23 protein-coding genes are annotated in these 22562 nt (G+C 50.6%); 9 read left to right on the forward strand and 14 right to left on the reverse strand.

Annotation, left to right across the window (positions count from 1 at the left end):
• The first annotated feature begins 28 nt into the window (after window positions 1–28).
• Together ACT3RT_RS19805 and ACT3RT_RS19810 are read left to right on the forward strand one after the other, a co-directional pair.
• Window positions 29–2242, forward strand: a complete 2214-nt coding sequence (locus ACT3RT_RS19805) for a DUF4401 domain-containing protein (protein WP_496203616.1) — start codon at window positions 29–31, stop codon at window positions 2240–2242.
• On the forward strand, window positions 2232–2765 hold the full coding sequence (locus tag ACT3RT_RS19810; RefSeq protein WP_486033730.1) for a GDYXXLXY domain-containing protein: 534 nt from the start codon (window positions 2232–2234) through the stop codon (window positions 2763–2765). Before ACT3RT_RS19805 ends, ACT3RT_RS19810 begins: the two co-directional genes overlap by 11 nt.
• Window positions 2766–2843: 78 nt before the next feature.
• Here the strand turns inward: ACT3RT_RS19810 and slmA are convergent, their stop codons facing one another.
• From slmA to coaBC, 3 genes are all read right to left on the reverse strand, one after another.
• Complete coding sequence (gene slmA, locus ACT3RT_RS19815; RefSeq protein ID WP_353503816.1) at window positions 2844–3440, reverse strand: nucleoid occlusion factor SlmA; 597 nt, start codon at window positions 3438–3440, stop codon at window positions 2844–2846.
• 214 nt (window positions 3441–3654) lie between these two features.
• On the reverse strand, window positions 3655–4128 hold the full coding sequence (gene dut, locus ACT3RT_RS19820) for a dUTP diphosphatase (RefSeq protein ID WP_485903830.1): 474 nt from the start codon (window positions 4126–4128) through the stop codon (window positions 3655–3657).
• Window positions 4115–5323: a bifunctional phosphopantothenoylcysteine decarboxylase/phosphopantothenate--cysteine ligase CoaBC gene (gene coaBC, locus ACT3RT_RS19825; protein ID WP_496203617.1), complete on the reverse strand. Its 1209-nt coding sequence runs from the start codon at window positions 5321–5323 to the stop codon at window positions 4115–4117. The genes dut and coaBC overlap by 14 nt, the downstream gene beginning before the upstream one ends.
• A gap of 179 nt (window positions 5324–5502) precedes the next feature.
• Here coaBC and radC point away from each other — a divergent pair, with 179 nt between their 5' ends.
• From radC to mutM, 4 genes are all read left to right on the forward strand, one after another.
• Window positions 5503–6183: a RadC family protein gene (radC, locus tag ACT3RT_RS19830; protein WP_353503819.1), complete on the forward strand. Its 681-nt coding sequence runs from the start codon at window positions 5503–5505 to the stop codon at window positions 6181–6183.
• Between the two features lie 267 nt (window positions 6184–6450).
• Entirely contained in the window at window positions 6451–6687 is a 237-nt protein-coding gene (gene rpmB, locus ACT3RT_RS19835) for a 50S ribosomal protein L28 (RefSeq protein WP_004931195.1), read from the forward strand.
• A gap of 11 nt (window positions 6688–6698) precedes the next feature.
• Entirely contained in the window at window positions 6699–6866 is a 168-nt protein-coding gene (gene rpmG, locus ACT3RT_RS19840) for a 50S ribosomal protein L33 (protein ID WP_004392084.1), read from the forward strand.
• A 127-nt stretch (window positions 6867–6993) separates the two neighbouring features.
• Entirely contained in the window at window positions 6994–7803 is an 810-nt protein-coding gene (mutM, locus tag ACT3RT_RS19845) for a bifunctional DNA-formamidopyrimidine glycosylase/DNA-(apurinic or apyrimidinic site) lyase (RefSeq protein ID WP_496203618.1), read from the forward strand.
• Window positions 7804–7814: 11 nt separating this feature from the next.
• Here the strand turns inward: mutM and coaD are convergent, their stop codons facing one another.
• From coaD to waaA, 3 genes are read right to left on the reverse strand one after another with little or no spacing between them, the layout of a single operon-like run.
• Complete coding sequence (gene coaD / locus ACT3RT_RS19850) at window positions 7815–8300, reverse strand: pantetheine-phosphate adenylyltransferase (RefSeq protein ID WP_353503821.1); 486 nt, start codon at window positions 8298–8300, stop codon at window positions 7815–7817.
• Between the two features lie 6 nt (window positions 8301–8306).
• On the reverse strand, window positions 8307–9077 hold the full coding sequence (locus tag ACT3RT_RS19855; RefSeq protein ID WP_353503822.1) for a glycosyltransferase family 2 protein: 771 nt from the start codon (window positions 9075–9077) through the stop codon (window positions 8307–8309).
• Complete coding sequence (gene waaA / locus ACT3RT_RS19860; protein ID WP_353503823.1) at window positions 9077–10354, reverse strand: lipid IV(A) 3-deoxy-D-manno-octulosonic acid transferase; 1278 nt, start codon at window positions 10352–10354, stop codon at window positions 9077–9079. Before waaA ends, ACT3RT_RS19855 begins: the two co-directional genes overlap by 1 nt.
• A 123-nt stretch (window positions 10355–10477) precedes the next feature.
• Between waaA and ACT3RT_RS19865 the strand changes: the two genes are divergently transcribed.
• Window positions 10478–11494 (forward strand): glycosyltransferase family 9 protein, encoded by a 1017-nt coding sequence (locus ACT3RT_RS19865; protein WP_496203619.1) that lies wholly within the window; start codon window positions 10478–10480, stop codon window positions 11492–11494.
• Between the two features lie 26 nt (window positions 11495–11520).
• On the opposite strand, the gene ACT3RT_RS19870 is transcribed toward ACT3RT_RS19865, so the two are convergent.
• The 3 genes from ACT3RT_RS19870 to rfaQ are packed head-to-tail and all read right to left on the reverse strand — an operon-like array spanning window position 11521 to window position 14830.
• Complete coding sequence (locus ACT3RT_RS19870) at window positions 11521–12621, reverse strand: glycosyltransferase (protein WP_485903817.1); 1101 nt, start codon at window positions 12619–12621, stop codon at window positions 11521–11523.
• Between the two features lie 2 nt (window positions 12622–12623).
• Window positions 12624–13751, reverse strand: a complete 1128-nt coding sequence (locus ACT3RT_RS19875; protein ID WP_485903815.1) for a glycosyltransferase family 4 protein — start codon at window positions 13749–13751, stop codon at window positions 12624–12626.
• A complete protein-coding gene (rfaQ, locus tag ACT3RT_RS19880) occupies window positions 13748–14830 on the reverse strand; it encodes a putative lipopolysaccharide heptosyltransferase III (protein ID WP_496203620.1) in 1083 nt (360 codons plus the stop codon). The genes ACT3RT_RS19875 and rfaQ overlap by 4 nt, the downstream gene beginning before the upstream one ends.
• A gap of 215 nt (window positions 14831–15045) precedes the next feature.
• Between rfaQ and ACT3RT_RS19885 the strand changes: the two genes are divergently transcribed.
• Together ACT3RT_RS19885 and ACT3RT_RS19890 are read left to right on the forward strand one after the other, a co-directional pair.
• On the forward strand, window positions 15046–16011 hold the full coding sequence (locus ACT3RT_RS19885; protein ID WP_496203621.1) for a polysaccharide deacetylase family protein: 966 nt from the start codon (window positions 15046–15048) through the stop codon (window positions 16009–16011).
• Entirely contained in the window at window positions 16004–17104 is a 1101-nt protein-coding gene (locus ACT3RT_RS19890; protein ID WP_353503829.1) for a glycosyltransferase family 9 protein, read from the forward strand. The genes ACT3RT_RS19885 and ACT3RT_RS19890 overlap by 8 nt, the downstream gene beginning before the upstream one ends.
• A 6-nt stretch (window positions 17105–17110) precedes the next feature.
• On the opposite strand, the gene ACT3RT_RS19895 is transcribed toward ACT3RT_RS19890, so the two are convergent.
• Genes ACT3RT_RS19895 through rfaF form a run of 5 tightly spaced genes read right to left on the reverse strand, consistent with a single transcriptional unit; the run spans window position 17111 to window position 22550 of the window.
• A complete protein-coding gene (locus ACT3RT_RS19895; protein ID WP_441656054.1) occupies window positions 17111–18100 on the reverse strand; it encodes a glycosyltransferase family 2 protein in 990 nt (329 codons plus the stop codon).
• Window positions 18087–19349: an O-antigen ligase family protein gene (locus tag ACT3RT_RS19900; protein ID WP_353503831.1), complete on the reverse strand. Its 1263-nt coding sequence runs from the start codon at window positions 19347–19349 to the stop codon at window positions 18087–18089. The genes ACT3RT_RS19895 and ACT3RT_RS19900 overlap by 14 nt, the downstream gene beginning before the upstream one ends.
• Window positions 19350–19369: 20 nt before the next feature.
• Window positions 19370–20539 carry a glycosyltransferase gene (locus tag ACT3RT_RS19905; protein ID WP_353503832.1) on the reverse strand — a complete coding sequence of 390 codons (1170 nt, stop codon included), beginning with the start codon at window positions 20537–20539 and terminating at the stop codon, window positions 19370–19372.
• Entirely contained in the window at window positions 20539–21501 is a 963-nt protein-coding gene (gene rfaC / locus ACT3RT_RS19910; RefSeq protein WP_496200913.1) for a lipopolysaccharide heptosyltransferase RfaC, read from the reverse strand. Before rfaC ends, ACT3RT_RS19905 begins: the two co-directional genes overlap by 1 nt.
• Window positions 21501–22550 (reverse strand): ADP-heptose--LPS heptosyltransferase RfaF, encoded by a 1050-nt coding sequence (rfaF, locus tag ACT3RT_RS19915; RefSeq protein ID WP_486033757.1) that lies wholly within the window; start codon window positions 22548–22550, stop codon window positions 21501–21503. The genes rfaC and rfaF overlap by 1 nt, the downstream gene beginning before the upstream one ends.
• Between the last annotated feature and the right edge of the window lie 12 nt (window positions 22551–22562).

Raw genomic sequence — 22562 nt, forward strand, 5'->3', positions numbered from 1 at the left:
TAAGTATCGCCACTGAAAGGGAATCAGTATGGATTTGTCGTCGCATAAGCATGGTGCAATGCCCAGTGGGGCGGCAGAAAACCTGTGCCGTTCCCTTTCAGCTCTTCGCAATAACCCCTTGTCTGAGGGAAATCGCCTCAGCCCGGCGGCCTATCAAAAAATTCTGCATTACTGCGGTGTGCGGCCCGATCTTGCGGGCTGGCGCAGATTCCTCCTGCTTTGCCTCTCTCTGCTGGGCTTTTTAGCCTTGGCCTGCGGCGTGGTGTTTTTCATTGCGTGGAACTGGGCATTGATGCCCAAGATGGCCAAGTTCGCCGTGGTGGAATTGTGGATAGTCGCGCTGGCCGTGGTGGTCTGGTGGCGCTGGTATGACAGCGTTGCGCAATCCGCCCTGTTGGCGCTAGGGCTGAGTTTTGGCGGCCTATTTGCCTTGTATGGGCAGGTCTATCAAACCGGAGCCGATAGCTGGGAGCTGTTCCGCGCGTGGGCCATCGTGCTGTTGCCGCTGGCGTTAATTGCCCGCCGGAACGGCCTGTGGTTCTGCTTCTGGGTGGTTGCTAATCTGGCTTTCCAACTCTATTACGTGGGCCGAAGTTCAGCTTTCTTTAGCGATATACCTTTCGCTAATCTCGGCTGGTTCAGCGACTCCACTCTCTATATCTACATTGCGATCCAGGCGTGCTGCCTGATTCTGCGTGAGGCTCTGGCGGAATATGCGCAAAAACGCCGCCCCGATAGCTGGCTGACCAGCCGCTGGTTGCCGCGTTTGATGGCAGCATACCTATTGCTGACCCTGACGCCGCTGGCCGCCGAGGCCATCGTCGCCGCGGACTACAGCACTAAATTAGGTTTACTGCTGTGGGCGATGACGATTCTGGTGGGCTATTTCTACTACCGCCACCGTCGCCCGGATTTATGCATGCTGACGCTGGGCGTAATTAGCGTGGTGTTCATCGGCTGCATACTTATCATGCAGCTTTTCGACCGTCTCTGGGATGTTGGCAGCCTGTTTTTCGCCTGCTGCTTAATGATGTTATGGCTGGTGGCCGGGGGCGCGGTGCTGCTTCACTGGCGGCGGCAGTTATACCAACGGCAGGCGGATGACGTGAAGCCGGACGCCATGACCGAGCTGCTACAAGAGCTGACTCAGCGGCAGTTACTGAATGAAGAACAGCGCGCCGAGCTGAAGAATTTCGACCACACCTCGCACCTGCCTTGGTATCTGCGCGCGGTGCTGGCTCTGGGGGGCTGGGCCGCCGCGCTGATTATTTTGGCCCTGCTGGCATTGTTGCTATACGCCACCGACCTGCTCGATTCGATGAATGGCATCACGCTGCTGGTGCCTTCCTTAATTATTGCCGCGCTGGCGGCCGGGCTGCTTCGCGCCAAGGGGATTGGTCAACAGCATATCGGCCTCGCGTGGGCCATCGCCGCAACCTATGGCCTATGTTTTAGCCTTTACCTATTTATCGATCCCGACTGGAACAGCCATTTTATTATTGATTCGCTGTGGTTCCTGCCGGTGCTGGCGGCGATGGCGATTTTCATGCCGAACCGCGCCTACCGTTTTATGGCGGTGACGGCGTTCTTATTTATTCTGGTGTTCTCGCTCGACTACCTGATGAGCTTACAGGTTCATCCCGCTGTTGCGACAGCAGCCACGTCGCTAGTGGTGGCAATGATTGTGGCGGCGTGGATTGGCGTCATTGCCCGGCAAGACCAGCCGCAAACTAAGGCCCGCAGCGAGCTGACCCTCAGCCTGCTGCATGGCATTCCGGCAGCTTTGATGCTGCTATGCCTCGCTGGCGTGCATTCCGACCTGCTCGATGATTTCTTCTGGAATAGCTCCGTGCCGATATTTTTGCCCATGAGTTTGGGCGCGGGCATTGCGGCAGGCCTTATTCTGGCAGGAGTATGTCAGGCGGTGGTGTTCCGCTCGCCAATGACGGCGGTTTACCTGTCCGCCGCCTGCGTTTGTGCTGGCGTGGCGCTGTTCTCGCCGGGCATGGGCTTTGGACTATTGCTGCTGCTGGCCGCGCGCCATCAAGGCAGCAAAGAGTGGCTGGCGATGGCTGGCGCATTCCTGCTGCTCTATCTCACCTATTGGTACTACTTCCTCGGCATCAGCCTGCTGCATAAATCACTGCTGTTATTGATGACCGGGTTGGTCTTGCTGGGGCTGGCTCTGGCGGCGAAGAAGTTACTGCCAGCAAAAGGCGAGGGGGCAGTTTATGAAAACTAAACAAAGTCTGAAATGGCTGGCGGGAGCTGTCGTGCTGCTGGTGCTCGCGGCGACTAACCTCTCTATTTATCACAAGGAGCAACTGCTCAAGCACGGCGCGGTGGTTATTCTCGAGCTGGCGCCGGTTGACCCTCGCTCGCTGATGCAGGGGGATTATATGGCGCTAAACTATGCGCTGGTTCAACCCTTGCAGCAGGGGCTGTATGAGCAGGGTGAAACCTGCCGCACCACCGGCGAACAGTGCCTCCCCTCTAATGGCAAATTGGTTGTCACCCTGGATGAGCAGCGGCGAGCGGTGAGCGCGGTGATGGACCAAGGGCAGCCTTTGCATAAGCAGGAGAGGCTGCTCCAATATCATCTGTCTGGAGCCCGTTTGAATATCGGTACGCCGAGTTACTTCTTTCAGGAAGGTCATGCCGAGCGTTTTGAAAAGGCGCGCTATGGCGAGTTTCGGGTGGCTGATGACGGCACGGCGCTGCTGACCTATATGCTCGATGAAAAGGGCGCGCGCATCCTCCCTTGAGCTTTCTCATTGAATTCTCAACAATAAAAAAGGGCCTTTCGGCCCTTTTTACTGCAAACGCTTTAACTGCCAAACGCATTAGATCAGCTGCGCGGCAATAAGCGGCCAGCGCGCATCAAAATCCTGCGTCGGGCGATACTTAAACTCGGAACGCACAAAGCGCGACAGCATGCCTTCGCAGTAAGCCAGAAGCTGGCTCGCCAGCAGCGTCTCGTCGGTGCTGTATCCACTACCTTCACGCATTTTCTTTTCACGCAAAACCTGTTTCAACTGCACCTCAATTCGCTCGAAAAGCTGATTGATGCGGCCCTGAAGGCGGTCTTGTTCAAACATTAATGCGTGGCCGGTCATGATGCGTGTCAGGCCCGGGTTGCGCTCTGCAAAACCCAAAATTAGCAAAAGGATAAGTCGCAGCCGGTTCAGCGTCTCTTTCTCATCTTGCAAAATCAGGTTGATGCGGGTGATTAAGCTGTCTTCGATAAACTCAATTAAGCTATCGAACATCCGCGTTTTACTTGGAAAATGGCGATAAAGTGCAGCTTCCGATACCCCAACGTTGGCGGCAAGTTTAGCCGTTGTTATCCGCTGGCTGCCGTCGCTGGACTGAAGCATTTGCGCTAATGCCTGCAAAATCTCCTCGCGCCGATTCCTTTTGGTAGTTTCTTTTTCTGCCATGTCTGAATAGACCCTTGCTAAAAACGGCTTAAAACATGAGAGACCGCACAATTGCCGCATGAATCTTGAAGATCCTGCGGCTTATTAGTTCACTTATCGTGTTTACCCTTCGAATTCGATGCACTTAGCATTGATAGCATTGGGTTTTTAGTGCGGTCTATAGTGATAAGAATCTGTTCAATATCGCGTTTCAAGCGCGGTGCTGAACAGGTTCTTATTGGCGACCTGAGTGGCCAAAGCCACCTGCGCCACGTTCGCTACTTTCGAAGTCTTCCACCAGATTAAACTCGGCTTGGACAACGGGTACGAAGACCATTTGAGCGACGCGTTCGCCCGGCTCAACCATGAAGGTTGTTTGACCACGGTTCCAGACTGAAATCATCAATTGGCCCTGATAGTCAGAGTCGATCAGGCCAACCAGATTGCCCAATACTACCCCGTGTTTATGACCAAGACCCGAACGCGGTAAAATCACCGCCGCCAGATTAGCATCACCGATGTGAATAGCCAGACCGGTCGGCAATAAGGTGGTTTCGCCCGGTTTTAACTCAACCGCGGCATCAAGGCAGGCGCGTAAATCTAAGCCTGCAGACCCTGGAGTGGCATACGTCGGTAATGGAAAAGTCGAACCAATACGTGGGTCGAGAATTTTAATGTCGATTTTTTTTAACGGACTAGTTGTGTTCATAACGGCTGACTATCTCATCAAGTAAACGTTGGCCAAGAAGTGCTTTATCGCTGAGCGGTAAAACTTTCTCCCCATCCTGCCAAAAAAGATGCAAAGCATTGGTATCACTATTAAAACCGTGCTCAGCAAGGGAAACGTCGTTAGCGCAAATCAGGTCGAGATTCTTTCTTATCCGTTTTTGCCGAGCGTATTCTTCCACATTCTGGGTTTCTGCGGCAAACCCGACCACATAAGGACGATGGGATTTCATTGCCGCAACACCGGCGACGATGTCGGGGTTTTTGACCAATTTCACTGACATTTCATCGCCTTGCTTTTTGATTTTCTCATCGGCGATTATTTCTGCGCGGTAGTCCGCGACGGCGGCGCAGGAGATAAAGATCTGCTGAGTCGAAATGCTGGCTTCAACCGCGCGTTGCATCTCCAGTGCGCTTTCGACGTCGATTCTGGCGACATGCGCAGGCGTCGGCTGATTAACTGGCCCGGCGATAAGGGTTACTTTCGCCCCGCGATCGGCGGCGGCTTTGGCGATAGCAAAGCCCATTTTCCCCGAGCTGTGGTTGCTGATAAAGCGAACCGGGTCGAGTGCTTCGCGGGTTGGGCCCGCGGTGATCATGATATTAAGATGGTCTAAGTCGCGGCGTGGGGCGAAGTGCTCAACCGCCATATCCACGATAACTAATGGGTCGAGCATGCGGCCCAGGCCGACGTCACCGCAGGCTTGGCTGCCGCTGTCTGGCCCCCACACCAAGGTACCGCGCTGAGCCAGCTGTTGCAGATTCTCCTGGGTCACCGCCGCGCGATACATCTGCTGGTTCATGGCCGGAACCACCGCGACGGGAGCGGCCGTTGCCAGACACACCGTGGTCAGCAGGTCATTAGCCATGCCCGCGTTCATGCGCGCCAATAAATCGGCGGTAGCAGGAGCAATCAGCACCAGATCGGCCCATTTACCTAATTCAATGTGCCCCATCGCAGCTTCAGCAGCCGGATCGAGCAGGTCGTCTGAAACCGGATAGCCAGAGACTGCTTGTAGACTCAGCGGAGTAATAAAGGACTTAGCAGCTTCCGTCATCACTACCCGAACGTCTGCACCTCTGTCGCGTAAGCGGCGTACCAGCTCAGGTGCTTTATAGGCGGCGATGCCACCACTCACACCGAGCACAATATGTTTGCCGGAGATCCCCGTCATCATGATTGTCCGATTCAAAGCCGAAAGATGCGACATTTTAGCATAACGGCGGTTGATGACAGCAATCCGCTGCTTTCCTCAGCAGGAGAATAAATTATTTGCGTGGCGCCTCGCAGGAGTTAAAACCGGCGAACACAGATGCGGCGCGGCGTGCCAATATGTCGCCGCGAAAAGGAGAGCGCATGAAAATAAAAGATGACGGTTGGCAGGGAGAGCTCGCACCGCGCGAGAAATTGCTGAAATTTGGCGCATCGGCCCTGTCTGATCAGGAGCTGTTGGCAATATTTTTGCGCACCGGTGGCAAAGGGTTACACGTGATGACGCTGGCAAAGAATATGCTCGAGCATTTTGGTTCGCTGCACAGTTTGATGTCGGCAGCTTTCGAAGACGCGAGCAAGGTAAAAGGGCTCGGTCTGGTTAAATTTGCCCAGCTGTCTGCGGTGTCAGAACTGTCCCGGCGCAGCTTCGCTTGCCATTTATCGAGCCAAAATGCGTTGCTAAGTCCGTCAATAATCCAGCAGTATCTGCAAAATATCCTCAGTCACCGAGAAAGAGAGGTGTTTTTGGTACTTTTTCTCGACAATCAACACCGCGTTATTCGCCATGAGGAGATGTTTGCTGGTACCATTAGCAGCGTCGAAATTCATCCCCGTGAAATTGTTCGCGAGGCAATGAAGGTTAATGCGGCAGCCATAATTCTGGCGCATAATCACCCGTCCGGCGTGGCTGAGCCGAGCACAATGGACAGAATGGTAACCGAACAGATAATAAAAGCGTGCCAACTGTTGGGTATCCGCGTCCTCGATCATCTGGTCGTAGGTCACGGAGAAACGGTGTCTTTTGCCGAACGCGGTTGGCTGTAGCCCCATTTTTTGAAGATCCTTGAGGATCTTTAGCTGTTCGGGACTTGAGCACTTACGCTACAGAGCGTATACTACGCCACCTTTGAGAATCTTGGGTTTGGCGTTAAGAGCCTATCTCAGCAGGTTTCGTACCTGATGAATTGGTTTTTTACCCGACGACAGTGAGTCGGTTCTCAGTGGAGTTTGCTGAGATGGGCTCTAAAAGCCTGACGAGGCGGCCATACCCTATACGAAGCTCGAGCTGATTTGATTTTTGGAGATATAGACATGTCCCGAGTCTGCCAAGTTACTGGCAAGCGCCCGGTGAGCGGTAACAACCGTTCCCACGCAATGAACGCGACCAAACGCCGTTTTCTGCCAAACCTGCACTCACACCGTTTTTGGGTTGAGGCTGAGAAGCGCTTTGTAACTCTGCGCGTATCTGCTAAAGGTATGCGTGTTATTGATAAGAAGGGTATTGAGACGGTCTTGGCCGATCTGCGTGCCCGCGGTGAGAAGTATTAAGGAACTGAATCATGGCTAAAGGTGTTCGCGAGAAGATCAAGCTGGTTTCTTCTGCTGGTACTGGTCACTTCTATACCACTACGAAGAACAAGCGTACTAAGCCGGAAAAATTGGAACTGAAGAAATTCGATCCAGTTGTCCGTCAACACGTGATCTACAAAGAAGCTAAAATTAAATAATTTTAGTGGATTAATAAAACCCGGCTCCGGCCGGGTTTTTTATTGCCTGTTATTCGTGGATAAGTATGCTTTAGCGCTACAAGCAGCTAGCCTGATGTGACTTTTTCAATGTTCTGTGGGAGAAACAATGCCTGAATTACCTGAAGTAGAAACCAGCCGCAGGGGCATCGAGCCTTATCTTGCCGGGCATTCCATTGTCCATGCCATTGTTCGCAACCCAAGACTGCGCTGGCCGGTTTCTCAAGAAATTCTCGCATTGAGCGATCAGCCGGTGATTAGCGTGCAACGGCGCGCCAAGTATCTGCTGGTTGAACTGAAAACCGGCTGGATCATCATTCACCTCGGTATGTCGGGCAGTTTGCGCATGCTGCGTGAAGAGACAGAAGCAGGCAAGCATGACCACGTCGATTTGGTGATGGATACCGGCTATGTCCTGCGCTACACCGATCCGCGTCGATTTGGCGCCTGGCTGTGGACCGATGACTTAGAAGGCAGCAGCGTGCTGTCGCATCTTGGCCCGGAGCCACTGAGTGAGGATTTCTCCGCTGATTACCTGTTTGAAAAATCGCGCAGCAAAAAGTCGCCTATCAAACCTTGGCTAATGGACAACAAGCTGGTGGTGGGCGTGGGGAATATTTATGCCAGCGAATCGCTGTTCGTGGCGGGGATTTCGCCCGACCGGCCGGTGAATAGCCTTAAACCAGATGAAGCCGCGCTTCTCGTCGCCACCATTAAAGCCGTGCTGTTGCGCTCCATTGAGCAAGGCGGAACCACGCTGCGGGACTTCTTACAGTCGGACGGCAAGCCAGGATATTTCGCGCAGGAACTTCAGGTTTATGGCCGGGCGGGGGAGCCTTGTCGGGCCTGCGGTACGCCGATCCTGAGTAAAAAACATGCTCAGCGCACCACCTTTTACTGCCCAAAATGCCAGCAATAGGATGAGTATACTCAGCCCTCAGCAATCTTCTTCAACAGGGCTTTAGTGATATTGTCGGGCAGGAAGGGCTTGATATCACCACCGTGGCGCGCCACCTCTTTCACCAGCGTGGATGAGATAAACGACCACTCTTTCGACGGCATCATGAACACGCTTTCCAGCGTTGGCATCAGATGCCGGTTCATATTGGCCAGCTGCATCTCATACTCAAAATCCGACACAGCGCGCAGTCCACGGACCAGCACGGTCGCATTGTGGTTTTTGGCGAACGTCGCCATCAAGTCACCAAATCCAATCACTTCGACATTGCTCAGGTGCGAGGTTGCCGCCGTTGCCAACGCCACGCGCTCATCCAGACTGAACATCGGTTTTTTACTCGGGCTGGCTGCAATCGCTAAAATCACGTGATCAAACATCAGCGCGGCGCGGGTGACTAAGTCCAGATGGCCATTAGTCATGGGGTCGAATGTGCCGGGATAAATTGCCTTAGTGCTCATAATGGCTCACTTCTGCAGTTGATGGCTTAGCGCCCACAGGGCCGCATATTTGTTGAACGTGTATTGTGCGTTGACGCCCGCCAGAATGAAACCCTGCTTTCCGTCGAGGAATCCAGCTCGCAAAATCCATGTTTTAAAGAATGCGCCCAAGGTATGACTAATAATCGAGAAGAAGCCACAGCGACGGCCCTGCTGATGGCGCTGGTTAGCCCAAGCTTGAGCATAGTTCATCTGTTTGCGTTGGAAAGAGAAGAAGTCGCGGCAGGTCAGATGCAGCAGGTCGCCTTTTAACGACACAACCTTGGCGCTGCCGGTGTTCAGCGACTCATGCACTAGATCGTCGTTGTAGCGGAAATCAGCCGCGCTGTATAAACGGTTTACGCGATCCGGATACCATCCGCTGTGACGCATATAGCGGCCAAGGAACAGATTGAGGCGGCCCAGACTGTAGACTGTATCAGTGGGAAAATCTTGCAGAACGGATTCGATAGATTGACGCAGCTCTGGCGTGACGCGCTCGTCGGCATCGATCATCAAAATGACCTCGCCGGTGGCGTAGCTTTGCGCCAGTTGCCGCTGTTTACCAAAGCCTTGCCAGTCAACGTTTTGGTAAAATTTGGCACCTAACTGCTCGGCGACTTGTTGGGTGGCGTCGGTACTGCCTGAGTCCAAAATCACAATCTCATCGGCCCAAGAGACCGAGGCCAGACAATCAGGCAATAAATCGGCTTCATTGCGGGCGATGAGCACCACGGAAAGGCGCTTTCTGTTGGTCATCAGTGGCTCCGTTGAGGCAGGTAAGGCTCCAGCAAGTGCAACAGGCGCTGCAATGCACCTTGGTTTTGGCGCAGAACTTCCACCGCGTGGCGGCCGTAGTACAGGCGATAGTCTTCGTCAGTCAGCAAGGTTGAGATCTCTTTCACCAACGATGCGGTATCGGTGACGGTGATCAGTCCGTCGGCTTGAGTCAGCTTGGCACAGATATCTTTGAAGTTGAACGTGTGCGGCCCCATCAATACCGGAATAGCGTGGGCGGCGGCTTCAAGAGGGTTGTGGCCCCCGCGTTCGACCAGGCTTCCGCCAACAAAGGCCAAATCGGCAATGCCGTACAGCAGCATCAATTCGCCCATGGTGTCGCCAATAACTACCTGCGTTGACGCGGCGGGTACTTCGCCCGTGCTGCGCTGAGTGAAGGTCAGACCGGCTTTTTGCGTCAGTTCGCGCGCGGTGGCGAAACGCTCAGGGTGGCGCGGAACCAGAATCAGCAGCAGGTTAGGGAAGGTTTTCAGCAGCTCTTTATGGGCTTCTAACAGTAAGGTTTCTTCCCCGTCGTGGGTGCTGGTGGCAATCCACACTTTGCGGCGCGAAGCCCATTGGCTGCGCAAAGCAATGGCTTTCGCGGCCAGCTCAGGCGTCACGGAAATATCAAACTTCAGGCTACCGGTCACCGCCAATTGGCTGCGTTTCAAGCCAAGTGACAGGAAGCGAGTACCGTCTTCTTCATTCTGCGCGGCAATCAGGGTGATTTTTTGCATGATATTGCGGATAAACTCGCCCAACTTTTTGTAGCCGTTGCCAGAGCGTTCTGACAGGCGAGCGTTGGCGATCACCAGCGGGATTTGTCGCGAGTGCAGGGCGCGGATCAGGTTCGGCCACAGTTCGGTCTCCATGATAATCACCAGCTTCGGGTTAACTTCGTTCAGAAAACGGTTAACGGAGCCAGCGAGATCATAGGGAAGATAAACATGATGTACGTCTTTACCAAAAGCAGATTGGACGCGCTCGGAACCTGTCGGCGTCATCGTGGTCACAGTAATCGGTAAAGAGGGGTAGCGGTGGCGCAAAGCGCGTACCAAAGGGATTGCCGCCAGCGTTTCACCGACCGAGACGGAATGCAGCATGATACCGCCTGGAGCGACCTTGCCTTTGCAGAAGCCATAGCGTTCAGCCCAGCGTTTACGGTAAGCCGGAGATTTACGGCTACGTAAAAGCAAACGGATCCAGATAAGGGGCTGAATAAGGTAAACTAATACCTGATATAAACGCAGTAACATGCTTTAAATTTCATTTATATGGGGTATCGGAATAGTATCATACCTCAGTAGGAAAGGCGCTAACCTTGCGTGGTTTCCACCGCGGGAAAGGGGGGCAATGTTGACATCGCTAACGAGAGTAGAATGAAAAATATACTAATTATTCGGCGGGATAATATAGGTGATTTAGTCTGTACAACGCCGTTAATTGAAGGGGTAAAAAAAGCCTATCCCAATGCTAACGTTTATTTATTGATTAACTCAGTTAGTCAAGATGTCATTAAGAACAATCCTTTTATTTACCGCACCTATATTTATAAAAAAGCCAAACACAGAGCCAAAAATCAAACGGCTTTAGGCGTTTATTTAGAGCGCGCGAAAATTATCCTCAAACTTAGATCTATCCGTTTCGATGCTGCGATTCTCGCCAACCCTACCCCCTGTAAATACAGCCTTCGTATGGCAAAACTTGCTGGCGTAAAAAATATTATTGGGGCGGATTCCGGCGGGAAAGGTCTTACCAAAGCTTTCACTGAATCCGATTTTACCGGTAAACATCAGGTCGAGAAAACCTTTAGCTACCTAAGTGCAATCACTAATAAAAACATTAGCATACCTAAAGTAAATGTCTTCCCTGAGGAGCATGAACTCGCCGATGCACAGAAGAAATGTGCCTCATTATTGCCTCAGGCGAAGAGGGTTTATGGTGTCCATATCAGCAGCCGCAGCCCTAAAAGACGTTGGTCACCCGAGAACTACGCCGAGATTATTCATCGCCTCACGGCGCACAAAGACGCTGGCGTACTCATTTTCTGGTCACCTCAGGGGACGCTATCCCCCGATGATATTGGTGATCGGGTGCGTGCTGATCGCTTGATGGAGTTATGCGCTGGCCGACAAGTTGCGCTGTATCCTACAAGTTCAATCCGCGAGCTTATTGGCGGCTTTGCACAGTGTGAAACCATTCTGTGTAGTGATGGCGGGCAAATGCATTTAGCGTCAGCATTACATAAAAATCTGGTAGTGCTGTTTGGCGATACCGATATTGATGCCTGGCACCCTTGGTCCGGTAAATATCAAATTTTACAGACCCCTTCGGGCGAATGTATGGATGTTAGCGTCGAAGATGTTTGGCAATCATTTATTGCCGTCGCAAAATAAAATGAGGCGGGTTTCCCCGCCTCGCTTTATTTTTTCACTAAAGATTTATATTTTCCGCAAATATACTCAATGCCATACACATCTAGCTTTTCTTTATGAATTTCGGGAGGGTTGTTATAAACCTCCAGAATCTTTTGGCTCAGTGATTCTGCATTGACTTCTGCCAATCCTCTCTCCATTCCCGTTTTTTCGAGGATCTCGACCGGGCCGCCAGGGCATGCCGTGCTGACCACCGGAGTGCCGCAAATTAAGGATTCAACCAGCACGTTACCAAAGCCTTCACTGTCAGAACTCAAAATGAGCTGCTGGGCGTGTTTAATGTAGGAAAAGGGGTTGGACTTAAATCCGGCAAAAATCACGCGATCGGCAATATTAAGATGCGTGGCTAATTTTTTGATTTTATTAGTGTAATCTTCACTTCCCGTGCCGATGAGCATCAAAGGCGTTTGCAGATTGGTCTGCGCGTAGGCTTCTAATAAGCGATCGTGCCTTTTTTGTACATGGAAGCGACCCACGTGAACCAAATAATCTTGACCCGCCATCTCGCAAGGTTCGTCGGCTAATGCCTCGATTTCATCGATATTAAAAGGATTATTAATCACTTCCAACTTTCTGATGGTGGCCTGAATATTATTCTTTAAATCAAAACCCACGGCCTCAGAAACGGTAACCACATTTTTATTATTATAAACCGCCGCCATTTTGCGACGCTTATTCCAACGATCGAATCCTTTTCGATGGCCGAGGTAGGTAGTCGAGAGAATGCCGTGAATACAGAACCAAAGTCGGTCGGAGCTATAAATATGGCTCTTCATCACGATGCGATCGGTTTTGTGCAGATTGGATAAAATTAAATCAAACTTCCCTTTCTCTTGTTCGCACTCATTAATGGCTTGGTCTAACTGCTTAGCGCGACGCGAAAGTTCAGTCAATTTTCTCCATGGCGAACGGGAATTATCCGCCACGACTTTGTAAGTCACGTTTTCAGGGATCGGATATTGGCACACATCGCGCAGCGAAATCAGCGTCACGTCGGTGTCTGCCGACTGTAAACCCTTACAGAGCGTCAATACGACTTTCTCCGCGCCGCCGCCGGGCAACCCATCAATAATGATTAAAACTCGCATGGTTAATCCAGTATTTTTCTATAGAGGTCAAGGAGTTGCCCTGAAAGGCGGGCAGGCGTTTCTTCTATAATTCTTGCGCGGGCGGCGGTGGCCATGTCGGAGCCTAGAGCCACGACAGGCAGTTCGCGGATGGATTCTGCCAGCGATGCGATATCCAGCGCATCAAAAACAAAGCCATTTACACCCTGTTGAATGAATTCCGCGCCGCCACAGGTCTGGCTGGTGATCACCGGCAGCCCGCAGGACATGGCTTCCAAAATGACGTTCGGGAAGGGATCGTAGAGAGTTGGAAGCAGCAACGCGTCGGCCGCCTGATAAAAAGGCAAAGTCTGCTTTTGCACGCCCATAAAGCGAATTCTCTGCTCGCAGCCCAAAGACTGCGCCAGTCCGCGATAGCGTTTTTCATCTTTATCCTGCCCCACGACCAGCAAAATGCTGTTCGTTGCCGCGACGGCGCGAATGGCGGCCTCAAGCCCCTTGCGTTCAAAACCTGAGCCAACAAAGATCAGGCAGTGCGCCTGTTGGGGAATGTTGAACTGCTGGCGCAGCTGATGACGCAGCGCCTCAGTCGCCGGCAGGAACTTCTGATTGTCGATCGCATTATAAATGACGGTGATTTTCTCATCAGGCAGACCGAAGTCGGTCATGATTTCATTTTTAATCATTTGCGCGTTACAAATCACCGACTTCAGCTCCGGCGCTGCGTACATCTCTCGCTCGGCGCGCATCACATAACTGTGGAATCTGTCAGTGAGCAGGCGTTTACCGCGCCATGCTGGCAGCAGGCGGCTACGCTGCAACAGCCAGCGGCGATGCACCCCATCCCCTGCGCGATAAATATCGCAGCCGGGAATGCGCTCATGGCTTTGGACTATATCGAATTTCTCCTGCTGCCAGATTTTGCGCGCGGCGTTGGCAAAACCGCGCTCGCGGCTGACGCGGCCCCATTTCATTGGGTCGCAAAGATGGATATGCCAGTTCGGGTTGACGTCGCCCTGCCATTCGCGAGTGATGACGCTTAAGTCGAGGTCTTGATCCTCAAGGGCCTCAAGAGCGCGGGAAACAAAGCGCTCGGCGCCGCCGTCTGGGCGATATTTTTGGCGAACTAACGCCAGTCGAAAATGCTTCATAGGAGTCGCTTTCTCGCTGCGTCGATAACCCTTTGCGTCGGAATGGCGTCAAGGTATCGCTCGGAAGTATGGGTATCGATATCATCCGGGTCCGGCAGTTCGCAGAAATCCCCTGCCCAGATAACCTCGCCTTTTGCCTGCCATGGCGACCAGAAAACGCGCTTTGATGGGCCAAACAGCGCCACCAGTGGCGTTTGCAGGGCGGCGGCCATGTGCATTGGGACGGAGTCCACCCCAATAAATAGGCTAGCTTTATCAATCAGCGCGGCCAGCTGGCGTAATGACAACTGGCCGGCAAGGGAAACCACCCCGCCTTTTGGACTGAGAGCCAGAATGCGGTCGATCATTTGTAGCTCGTTTTCCGCCGGGCCGCTGGTTAAAACGATGGTTTTACCCTCACCGTGCAGGGCGGTGATCGTCTCGGCCATTTTTTCATCAGTCCAGCATTTGAAGAACCAGCGCGAAGTGGGCTGAATCACCACGAAATCACCATTAACCTGCTGTTTCTCCAATAATTTTGCGACATAGGCAGCATCCTCTTGGGAATAGCTCATGGTCACGCGCGTATCGACCGAAGAGAGTTGCAAAGGGGCTAGAATGGAAAGGTTCTGCTCAACGGTATGCAGTTGATGGTGATTGGACACATCGACCAAATGCGTGTGGCAAAACTGCCATAACTTGCCTTTGCGTTTAGGCAGGTCGAAGCCCAATCGGACAGGCGCACCCGTGAGCTTCGCCCCCAACGCACTGCGCCATTGGTCGGCAAGATTAACCACTAAATCATATTTACGTGCGGTCAACTGCTTGATAAGGCGCGATTCATGACGCAGGTGAGCGAGGGTTCCCTGCTTTTTCCAGGTACGGTCGATGGTAAACAGATTTGTTAAATCGGGTTCGCTTGCCAACATATCCCGGGTTTCGAGGTACATCAGCATGTCAATTTCAGCTTCAGGATAGTGTTGTTTCAGCGTACTGATGACCGGCGTCGTCAGTAACATGTCGCCATGATGACGCAGTTTGATGATCAGAATACGCCGCGGTGGCGCGAATTGCTTAATCGGTTGGGCATTTGCCATCATTCATCACTATCTATGAAATCAAAGCTTGATTCTAAAGGACGCTGGAGGATGTTGCCATACTTCCACGCCTTTCTTGCCTTGCTGGGGAAAATACCAAAGAATAAGCAACAAAAAGTGCAGAGCGTTGTCCAAATCGACTCATGGACACACTACATTATGTATTATTCCGTGCGAATGGGTCATTTGGCCCCAACAGTTTTCATCAGGCATGTTTTATGACAAAACCCGCATTTATCATCACGATTGACACCGAAGGCGACAATCTTTGGCAAAATCATGAGCATATTCTCACGAAGAACACGCATTTTTTGCCGCGTTTTCAGGCATTGTGTGAGCGTTATGGCTTCAAGCCGGTCTACCTCACCAATTATGAAATGGCGAAAGATGCCGAGTACGTGGAGTTTGCTCGTGACGTGATTGCCCGTGGTCAGGGCGAAGTGGGTATGCATCTTCATGCCTGGAACAGCCCACCTATCTCTCCGCTGACGGATGATGACTGGCGTCATAAGCCTTATCTTATCGAATTCCCTCGTGAAGAAATCCGAGCGAAAGTCGAGTATATGACGCGGTTGCTGGAAGATGCATTCGAGACAAAAATGCTGAGTCACCGCGCGGGTCGCTGGGCGATGAATGAGTATTATGCTTCATTGCTGCTGGAATTCGGTTATCAGGTCGATTGTTCGGTCACGCCGAAGGTGAACTGGCAGACTTCGCCTGGCGCGCCCGAGGGCAAAGGCGGGACGGACTATCGCCATTTCCCCTCTCATTCCTATTTTATCGATCCGGAAAATATTGCCCAATCAGGCCAGTCAACGCTGCTCGAAGTCCCAATGAGTATCCAGTATAAATATCCACATTGGATTAATGGCTTAAAGCAGGGCATTAACGCACTGCGCGGCAAGAAGCGTCCTGATTCTGTGCATTGGCTGCGCCCTTCGGGCGGCAATGCCGAAAACATGAAGCGGGTTGCTGCCAAAAGTCTGCAGCAGGGCCACGATTTTGTTGAGTTTATGCTCCATTCCTCTGAATTTATGCCCGGCGGCAGCCCGACGTTTAAGACGCCAGAGGATATTGAGATCTTGTATCAGGATTTAGAAAGTTTGTTTGAATGGCTTAAGGAACGTACCCAAGGTATGACGCTGGCAGAATATTATCAGACGAAAGTGAAACAAGATGTCTAAAAAGTGGAAAGTAAAGTTAACCAATTGGTTCTTGCGTCGTTACGTTCCAAGAAAAGGTAGATTGCTCGATAAATCTACCCTGAATGCACAAACGCATTTCGACAGCATTGTGATTTATTCTACGACGGCACTGGGTGATTTTATGTTTAACACCCCAGCAATTCGTGAAGTTAGACAGCGTTATCCGAACGCTTATATCACCCTGGTTGCTCATAAAAAAAATCAGCAACTGGTGGAAAATGGCATTCATTACGATCGCGTTGTTTATTGGGATAACAAGATTAAATCATTGCCGGTTCTAGTTAAGTCACTGAAAGAACATCAGCCTGACCTGGCTTTGATTCTCCATTCTCATCTGCCTTATGATGTCATTAGCGCCGTCATGGCGGGCGTAAAATATATAATTAGAGATAATTATATGAATGGTATTAGCGGGCTCGAAGAGTGGCTTTCAAATTATGTTTTTTATTATTACGGTCACTTCGTACGTAGAAAAATGGAACTCGTCAGTGTACTGGGGTGCGATCCGAATGCTGTCGCAATGGAAATTCCCTCGCCTTATCAGCCCGGAATAAAAGATCCCGACGCGACGGTCATTGGTATGCAAATTGGCGCTTCCACCGAGTCGCGTTGCTGGCCGATAGCTCATTTCGCGAAGCTGATTGATATGATTGCTCAGCGTCACTCGGCGGTCAAAATAGTACTGATTGGCGGGGGCACTGACACAGCTCGCGGTGAAGAACTGCTTCGCCAGCTTTCTGATAAAAATAAAGAAATCGTGACTAATCAAATTGGGAAGACTGACTTACAGCAGCTGATCACTTTGATTGATGGTTTTGATGTTTTAGTCACCGGCGATACCGGCCCATTGCATCTTGCCGTGGGTGTGAAGACCAAAACCATCAGCCTGTTTGTTACCGCAGATTCAAGATCTACTGGTCCTATCCAGGATACTGAGTTGCATCGGATCATTCAGGTATCACGGACCGGCTACACCATAGATTTGGAAGAAATTAGCCCTATGGGGGTTATTCAGCCTGAGCGAGTCTATGCTGAACTGGTTTCACACGTTGGGCTAAAAAATAAACAGTGAGAGCAATTATCGTCTAAGTCTTACGTGATAATTTATTTTCGAGATGAAAGTATCCATGAATGGATACTTCATCTGGTAATATTTCTTTTTAGAAAGAGATGTGTTTTTGCATAGCTCGGCAGCGAGTTTGAAAAGCGCGATATTTTCAGGCGTATAATAGTAATAACCATATACTTTCTTAGTCATTTTTTTTGCTTCAATAAAGCAATTTTCAATCATTGGCGCGACAATCTCCGCAACTTTATCGCGATTTGGACATGTTTGGATATATGCAAGCATCTTACTCATCGCGAATAAGATATCATCAATGTCTTTGGCTTGAATATTTCTCGTAATACCTGAGTTATTGACCCGATAGTAATAAAGTACTTTGTCTATATGAGCAATTTTCTTGGTTTTAAAATATTGGAAGGGCGTGAAAATCACGTCTTCGTAACGACAGCCATTCTCAAAACTCTCTCCATTGAGTATTTCCCTGCGGAAGATCCTGCTCCACAGATGCCAGTTTGAACGCTCAAATACCGGCTTTAAGTAATAACTTTCGGGCTGCAAGCAGTCATAGGGTATACAGCGATGTGTTTCATCTGAAACACCCGGTGGCACGGTGTCGGTGAATTGCAGGAAGTTGAAATCGATAATATCAAACTCACCTTGATGTAAATAAGGTGCTAGCGTCGCATAGTAATCCGGGCTCAGAATATCATCGCCATCCAAAAAGGTGATATAGGTGCCTTTTGCATGATGTAAACCTACATTTCGCGTCGCCGCAATGCCTTGATTTTCGTGGCTGATGAAAGAGAAGTTAGAGGCCTTCAGCGTCTGAAGGAGACGATCCACTAAAGTCTTAGAGTTATCTGTAGACCCATCATCAATTATAACAACCTCAACATCGTCATTGATTTGAGAAAACAAGGATCGTAATGCATCTACAATGAAGTTTTCATTATTGTAAAAAGGAACGATAACTGATAACAATGGTTGCTTAGACAACGACATTTTTCTCATTTTCCCGAAGCTGCGACTGTTTTTTTATCGCCGTATTACCAATTAATACACTCAAAATTGTCGCAAGTCCAAAGATTGCAGCTGCTTCGGAGCTAAAGAACAGTACATCACTTAAACCGTAGGTCATCATGGCTAATGTTATCGCCAAGAGAGCGGCATTTTTTTGTACTCTAAACGCAAGGATTAACAACGCTATATACAGCGCTAATAAGAGAATCACCCCCCAAACGCCACGAAGAGAGTAGTTATCAATAATCTCATTATGCAGGTGAATAGTTACATAGGGTACGGCATCTGCTAATTCGGGGTCTTTAAGTGCTATCGCGGCGATATCCTTACCGCGTTGTTCAGCCGATTGGCCAAGTAAATGTTTATTACCGGTAATAATCCCCGCTTTCAACATCGCGATCCGATCCCCCACTGAGTTTTCACGCGTCGAGATCGATTGTTGAGCTATATCTGCTCTAAATGCTGCTATTCTTTTTTCAATAACATCTTTAAGAAAGTAAGAGCTTAAGGCTATCAGTACAACCACGGCTATGCCGTAAGTGTATTTCTGTTTCGTCGAGACGTTTCTAGAAAAGGTGAACATCAATACACTGACTACTGGGAAAACAAGTATTGCTGCGCGTGTCTCTGTATGAATAATTGAAACGAAGCTAATTAAGAAGCCCAAAGAAAAGAAGATGGCATTGAATTTGTTTTTAAGCTGAAGTAGGGAATAGAGCATTAAAATATTAATGGCCGTTATTATATAAGCTGCAACGGTTGCTCTATCAAAATTTAACTCAATACGTAAAGAGGTAGCATGCATCGACTGGTATATAGCGTAACCGTTTACAGCGATGCCCAAGGTGATAAGTGCTGGAATAAGCCAGTTTTTTACTTTTAACTGCTCATTAAGTGCAATGAGTAATATAAATCCTGTTGCAATTAATATTTTCCCAGTTACAAAATATGCCCGATAGAGGTCAATGTATTCGTCAGGTTTTTTGAAAGCTTCAACCCAAAAAAGGTTGGCAAGTCCTAGCACCACAAAGGACAGAGGGGCTAATAATAAACACTTTTGACGAGTGTAGTATTTGAAGTTAAAAATAAGCGCAATAAAAGCAATGTAGCTGGTGATAAACAAAATGTTGCGGCCGTTGCCCCAGTCAAATGAAACAGTACAAATGCTGAGCAGGCATCCAAAATATATAGCGTAACTAAAAATTGGATGAGGCGTTTCTCTTCTGATCATCTATTTATATTCCAAATAGCCTATTCTTCGGCAACGTAACGAGCGAGGATAGCTTCAAACTGTTTTTTGAAGGCGCTGTAATCTAAAGATTGCGTTGTGAACCTGTGCGCGTTTTCTCGTAATTTTTGATAGTTAGGTTCTTGAATCATTTGTTCAAACGCATCTGCACACTCTAAATGACAAAGCAGTTTTGGTGTAACTAATTTATCTTCAAGCGGATCATAAACCTCATAAGGGAAATCAACTTTAATCCCCGTTAGTTTTTGGTGCTCTGCAACGCTGACTTTAGGGACTAATCCCAGCCCACACTCTTTATCTTTCACAGCCTCGGGCTGCCCATCCACAAAGGGAAAAATAACCGGCACGCTAAAATAGAGCGCCTCAACGCAGGAGAGACCAAATGGCTCGGTCACCGGCGTGCTCATGTAGACATCGGTGCGATTGAAGAATTCACTCACATTGTCCTGAAAACCGCTAAAGGTAACGTGATTTTTCAACTCAAGCCTTTCAGTCAACTCTTCCAGCAATTGCCGGTCTGGACCTTTACCGGCAATCTCCAGTTTCACCTTGTGACCACGGTTGAGCAACTCGCGCATCATGAGAAGCGAGACGCTGATTCCTTTTAGTGTGACCAATCTTGAGGCAGTACCAATCCGAACAGTCTCAGGCAGCGTTTTGGCTTCGTAATGTACGCCGGGTGGTGTTTCAATTCTGTTCGGTACCACTTCACATGCAATCGGCAAGTTGAATCGTAGCTCCATCACGCGTTTCGAGGCCCATGAGGCAGACATCACGCCATCTAACATAGCGAAGAAGCCCAAGGTTTTGCTGTTTTTGGGATAGCGCCACGAACAGCCATGATCGTAATAAATGAACTTTCCGCGTTTCGGTTTTGCGGCAAGTACTGGCACTAAGTCCCATACGACAATCACATCAGCATTGGCTTTTTCGATTTTATGTTTAAGTACAAACTTTCGCAAAAACTGAGGGTAACGCGTTGAGAAGCCGTTGAATATCCGGTTGGCATATGACACTTTTTTTCCGGCCAGCTTTTTCTCTATTTCGCTGCCTACCTGACTGTTTATACAAAGAATCTCATTAATGTTGTCAGGATCATTATTAATGTATTGAAGGAAAAGGCGTTCAACGCCTCCCATCTTTTCCAAATTAATAACATGCAGCTTCTTCATTAGCGTTGCCCACCTAAAGCTTCAAATACCCTCGCCGCCGAAATAGACGACATGTCCTTGTCTTCCGCAGTTAAAGACTGCTGATTCTTCCCATAACCGCCAATCAATCCTGGGTCGGTCGGGCCATAAATCGTAATGTTAGGCCTATCGAGGGCCGCGGTGAGGTGGCTCAAGCCGGTATCTACTGACACCACGGCTTTCGCGCCGGCCAGCACGCTGGCGACCTGTTCGAGACTCATCTTCGGCAGTACCACGACGTGCTCGAAACCCTCCGCCAGACGGCAAGCGCGCTGATGTTCGTGCTCCGCGCCCCAAGGCAGTTTAATCACAATGTCCTGATTGCTGAATAAGCCAATCAGCTCGCGCCAGTGACTTTCAGGCCAGTGCTTATCGGCCCGCGTGGTGGCGTGAAGGAAAACCAGATAGCGATTGGCATCGGCAGGCGGGTTTACCAAAAAGCGTGCAGCGATAGCGTAATCGCCCTGTGTTTCCGGCTTCTCATAGCCCAGACTTTTGGCGAACAGCTCGCGCGTACGCTCGACGGCGTGCTGCTGCTTGCTTATCTCGTGGCGCTGGTTGAAAAACCAGCTGGCGAAAGGCTCGCGGGCGCTTTTGGCATCTTGCCCATGTTTACGGCCCTTGGCGACGCGGGTGATCAGCGCCGCGCTCTTGATTAAGCCCTGTGCGTCAATCACCGCATCATAGGTGCGCGATTGCAGTTCTCTTTTGAAATCACAGCGTTGCTGACGCGTTTCCGAGCCAAACCAGTTTTTTCTCCAGCGACGAATGGCCACCGGGATAACGCGATCGACAGCCGGGTGCCAGCTAGGAATTTGTGCAAACCCTTCTTCCACCACCCAATCGAACGAGATACCCGGAATGGCGTTCATCGCATCAGTTAATGCAGGAAGAGTGTGCAGGACGTCGCCCATTGATGATGTTTTGACAATCAGTACCCGCATTACAAATCCTTTCCTGAAACCAATAGCTGCGACAACTCTTGATAAACCTGCTCGGGTTGAATGTCGATCAGACTTTGATGATAACCCTGTTCGGCATCCCCTTTACGCACCTTGTGATAGCCGGTGATGAGGCGAATGACTTTGGCGTGCTGGCTGAGCGGCGGGGTGAAATCAGGGCTGCTCGGGCCATAGAGTGCGACCAGCGGCTTATTCAGCGCGGCGGCAACGTGCATCAGGCCTGAGTCATTGCTGACTACTGCCTGACAGGCGGCAATCAGCACCACGGCTTGGTCAAGTGAGGTTTTACCTGCCAAATTGAGGCACAGCGCCTGCGCGGAATCCGTCAGCGCAGCGCGAATATCTTCACCCGCCGGATGGTCTTTTGCCGAGCCAAAAAGCACCACTTGATAGCCATCGGCAATCAACTTTTCGGCCAATGCGGCGTAGTGGTAGTGCGGCCAGCGTTTCGCCGGGCCAAACTCGGCGCCGGGGCAGAAGCCAATCACCGGCCTTGCAGCAGACAGCGCGAAGGCCTGGCTGACGTCGGCGACTTCGGTCTCCGTGACGCGTAACTGCGGCCACAGCAGAGGCTGGGGCAGGTCGGCCGCAGAGTGAATCTGCTTGGCGTCATAGGCCAGCGCCACGTAGCGCTGCACCATTAATGGAAAAGCGGGCTTATCCAGTACGCGAATATCATTGAGCAGGCCGTAGCGCATCTCGCCTCGCCAGCCGGTTCTTTGCGGAACCTTGGCGAAGAAGGGCACCAGTGCGGACTTGAAGGAGTTAGGCAGAACGAAGGCGCGCTGATAGTGGTTCTCGCGCAGGGCAACGCCCAGACGCCGACGCTCACCCAGTTCCAGCGCCCCGTGCCCTAGAGGCATCGGCAGGGCGCGGCTGACTTCTGGCATTCTATCGAGCAGCGGACGGCACCAGGCCGGTGCCATCACGTCGATTTCTGCCGCTGGCTCAATGGCCTTGATGGTGCGGTAAAGACTTTGCGACATCATCATGTCGCCCACCCAAGAAGGGCCAATGACCAGCATTTTCATTACTTAAACATT

Source organism: Ewingella sp. AOP9-I1-14, assembly GCF_052375995.1.
Taxonomy (GTDB): Bacteria; Pseudomonadota; Gammaproteobacteria; order Enterobacterales; family Enterobacteriaceae; genus Ewingella; species Ewingella allii.

Excerpts from the sequence above, each read along its gene's own strand:
- ACT3RT_RS19805 (WP_496203616.1), top strand. The coding sequence starts at position 29 with ATGGATTTGTCGTCGCATAAGCATGGTGCAATGCCCAGTGGGGCGGCA.
- ACT3RT_RS19810 (WP_486033730.1), top strand. The coding sequence starts at position 2,232 with ATGAAAACTAAACAAAGTCTGAAATGGCTGGCGGGAGCTGTCGTGCTG.
- slmA (WP_353503816.1), bottom strand. The coding sequence starts at position 3,440 with ATGGCAGAAAAAGAAACTACCAAAAGGAATCGGCGCGAGGAGATTTTG.
- dut (WP_485903830.1), bottom strand. The coding sequence starts at position 4,128 with ATGAACACAACTAGTCCGTTAAAAAAAATCGACATTAAAATTCTCGAC.
- coaBC (WP_496203617.1), bottom strand. The coding sequence starts at position 5,323 with ATGATGACGGGGATCTCCGGCAAACATATTGTGCTCGGTGTGAGTGGT.
- radC (WP_353503819.1), top strand. The coding sequence starts at position 5,503 with ATGAAAATAAAAGATGACGGTTGGCAGGGAGAGCTCGCACCGCGCGAG.
- rpmB (WP_004931195.1), top strand. The coding sequence starts at position 6,451 with ATGTCCCGAGTCTGCCAAGTTACTGGCAAGCGCCCGGTGAGCGGTAAC.
- rpmG (WP_004392084.1), top strand. The coding sequence starts at position 6,699 with ATGGCTAAAGGTGTTCGCGAGAAGATCAAGCTGGTTTCTTCTGCTGGT.
- mutM (WP_496203618.1), top strand. The coding sequence starts at position 6,994 with ATGCCTGAATTACCTGAAGTAGAAACCAGCCGCAGGGGCATCGAGCCT.
- coaD (WP_353503821.1), bottom strand. The coding sequence starts at position 8,300 with ATGAGCACTAAGGCAATTTATCCCGGCACATTCGACCCCATGACTAAT.
- ACT3RT_RS19855 (WP_353503822.1), bottom strand. The coding sequence starts at position 9,077 with ATGACCAACAGAAAGCGCCTTTCCGTGGTGCTCATCGCCCGCAATGAA.
- waaA (WP_353503823.1), bottom strand. The coding sequence starts at position 10,354 with ATGTTACTGCGTTTATATCAGGTATTAGTTTACCTTATTCAGCCCCTT.
- ACT3RT_RS19865 (WP_496203619.1), top strand. The coding sequence starts at position 10,478 with ATGAAAAATATACTAATTATTCGGCGGGATAATATAGGTGATTTAGTC.
- ACT3RT_RS19870 (WP_485903817.1), bottom strand. The coding sequence starts at position 12,621 with ATGCGAGTTTTAATCATTATTGATGGGTTGCCCGGCGGCGGCGCGGAG.
- ACT3RT_RS19875 (WP_485903815.1), bottom strand. The coding sequence starts at position 13,751 with ATGAAGCATTTTCGACTGGCGTTAGTTCGCCAAAAATATCGCCCAGAC.
- rfaQ (WP_496203620.1), bottom strand. The coding sequence starts at position 14,830 with ATGATGGCAAATGCCCAACCGATTAAGCAATTCGCGCCACCGCGGCGT.
- ACT3RT_RS19885 (WP_496203621.1), top strand. The coding sequence starts at position 15,046 with ATGACAAAACCCGCATTTATCATCACGATTGACACCGAAGGCGACAAT.
- ACT3RT_RS19890 (WP_353503829.1), top strand. The coding sequence starts at position 16,004 with ATGTCTAAAAAGTGGAAAGTAAAGTTAACCAATTGGTTCTTGCGTCGT.
- ACT3RT_RS19895 (WP_441656054.1), bottom strand. The coding sequence starts at position 18,100 with ATGTCGTTGTCTAAGCAACCATTGTTATCAGTTATCGTTCCTTTTTAC.
- ACT3RT_RS19900 (WP_353503831.1), bottom strand. The coding sequence starts at position 19,349 with ATGATCAGAAGAGAAACGCCTCATCCAATTTTTAGTTACGCTATATAT.
- ACT3RT_RS19905 (WP_353503832.1), bottom strand. The coding sequence starts at position 20,539 with ATGAAGAAGCTGCATGTTATTAATTTGGAAAAGATGGGAGGCGTTGAA.
- rfaC (WP_496200913.1), bottom strand. The coding sequence starts at position 21,501 with ATGCGGGTACTGATTGTCAAAACATCATCAATGGGCGACGTCCTGCAC.
- rfaF (WP_486033757.1), bottom strand. The coding sequence starts at position 22,550 with ATGAAAATGCTGGTCATTGGCCCTTCTTGGGTGGGCGACATGATGATG.